Source organism: Synechococcus sp. OH2 (genome assembly GCF_047462155.1).
Classification (GTDB): domain Bacteria; phylum Cyanobacteriota; class Cyanobacteriia; order Thermostichales; family Thermostichaceae; genus Thermostichus.
Window position 1 is genome coordinate 6,048 of record NZ_JANSIR010000074.1, and the last position, 2,246, is coordinate 8,293.

At 60.6% G+C, this 2,246-nt stretch carries 2 protein-coding genes; both read right to left on the reverse strand.

Features of this window, described 5'->3' with window-relative positions; translation table 11 throughout:
• Window positions 1-23: 23 nt before the first annotated feature.
• On the reverse strand, window positions 24-935 hold the full coding sequence (locus NW835_RS06305; protein WP_414365526.1) for an alpha/beta fold hydrolase: 912 nt from the start codon (window positions 933-935) through the stop codon (window positions 24-26).
• 85 nt (window positions 936-1,020) lie between these two features.
• Entirely contained in the window at window positions 1,021-1,971 is a 951-nt protein-coding gene (locus tag NW835_RS06310; protein WP_414365528.1) for a LysR substrate-binding domain-containing protein, read from the reverse strand.
• Window positions 1,972-2,246 lie beyond the last annotated feature (275 nt).

Here is a 2,246-nt window from a genome sequence, read left to right on the forward strand (position 1 = left end):
AACTAAGGAGAGGTCGGGATCCCTTAGTCCGGCTTTGGGCGCAAGCTCTCCAGAAACTCCCGTATCAGGGGCAGCACTTGCTCTGCATGCAGGGCAGGGATAGCGTGTCCAGCTCCTGGCAAGATCTTGAGCTGTGCTCCAGGGATCCCTGCTGCATAGGTCTGGCAATGCCAGAGGGGGATAGTGTCGTCCTGCTCGGCAGCGATCACCAGGGTGGGGGCCTGAATGGAGTGTAAGTCACGCTCAACGGTATCAACGGCATCTTGGGGGCGCAGGCGCTGGCGGAGAAATTGTCGGGCCACCGGCTGCTGGCGCAGGGACCCCCGCAGCCACAGGAGCCAAGCCAGTCGCTCCTCCCAACGTCCCCAGCGGGCCAGGGGGATGGCGGCTCGCAGCAGCCTATCAACCCACGCGCCTTCCCGGAGCAAAAGCCGCATGTGCCGGTAGCGTTTGACAAAGCTGTCGTCGCGGATCCCGGCAGGCGCCAGTAAGACCAACCCCCGCAGGGGGTAACGAATGGCGTAGGCTGCCGCCACCCAGCCGCCAAAAGAGTGGCCCACCAACACCGGCTCAGACAGGCGCAGCGCCTCGACAAACCTGCGCACAAACTCTACTTCCACGGCGATGTCGTAGCGCAGAGCCGGTTGGCTGGACTGACCAAACCCCAGCAAATCTAGGGCGATGCAGCGGTATCGGTCGCCCAACCCTTGCATCAGCGGCCACCAATTGGCGTGAGTGGCCATGAAGCCGTGCAAAAACAGCAGCGGCATCTCGCCTTGCCCCAGCTCCCGATAGGCGGCCCAGCAGGACTCTGCTCCCGCCAGAGTTAATCCCTCCAACTGCACCCTCTGCAGCGGGATCTCTTGAATGCGGGCCCTCAACTCCGCCAGACGCTGCGCCAAAGGCAGTCGTTCCAACAGTTCTTGCTCCCTCATCAGCTCCCTAGTCGATGAACACAGCTTTTTCCACTCCCAAGGGATCCCCTCCGCTCTCTCCGATCTGGTCGGAAAAAGCTGCCATTCAAGCGATCAACTGTAAGTGGGGAGGGGGAGTTTTCAGCCAGTCTTGGCAGCTCAGCAGCCCCTGGCGAAAGCGGGTGGCCGCCTGCGATTGGTAGCGCTCCGGGTTAAACGCCAGCCAAAGGGTGCGCCGTATCTGCAGCCCTTCCACCGCCAGTTTTTTCAGCCGCCCTTGCTCCAAGTCGGAGCCCACTGCCACCATCGACAAAAAAGCCACCCCCAAGCCAGCCTGGACGGCATTCTTGATCGCCTCAATCGAGCTGAGTTCCAGCCGTACGTTTAGCTGGCCCGGGTTGATGCCGTGGCGATTCAACACCCGGTCGATGGTCTGCCGCGTGGAAGACTGGGGATCCAGGGTAATGAAGGGCAAAGTCAACAGATCCACAAGGGCGGGAGCATCGAGGGCAAAGCCGGGGGCGCCGACCAACACGTATTCGTCTTCCGCCAGAGCCATCACCTTCAAATGCCGCTGTAAGTCAAAGGGGATCTCCCCGCCGACAATGGCCAGATCCAGCCGACCTTCCACCAGCTTCTGGGCAATTCGCCGCGTGGATTGCACCAAGAGCTGCACCGAAATCTGGGGATAGCTGCGGTGATACTGCGCGATCAAAGAGGGCATGACGTAGGTGCCCACCGTTTGGCTGGCCCCCAAAACCAAGTGCCCCCCTCCCATCTCTTGCAAATTGGCCAGAGCTTGGACCGTTTCCCGGCAGAGTTTGAGGATGCGCTCGCTGTAGTGCAGCAACACCTGCCCCGCATCGGTCAGTTCCACCTTGCGCCCGCCACGGTCAAACAACACCACTCCCAACTGTCGCTCCAGGTTCTGCACCTGCAAGCTGACCGCCGGCTGGGAGACAAACAGGCTCTCAGCAGCCCGCCGAAAACTCCCCTGCTGCGCAATTGCCTGAACGATGAGGAGCTGATCCAGGGTAAACGGCAGTTCATCCGCCATAGGGAACTCCAAATCACCCAGCGGGATCCCTTCCAACCTAGGGAACTCGGCAGCCCAGGATCGAAAGCCCGCCTGAGATCATCATATATAAGCAGGCTAAATACTAAGGAAATACAAAAGGTGAGCAATCTCGAGAGAACGGCTCGCTCCCGCCTTTTAGACGGAATCTGGGGCGGAGCGCCTCTCCCGAAGAGCCGTTTCCCATACCGCGGATCCCAAGCCCTTACCAAATGGCAGCGAAACTGTTTGATGAACTACCCCACCGCGTAGGCGGG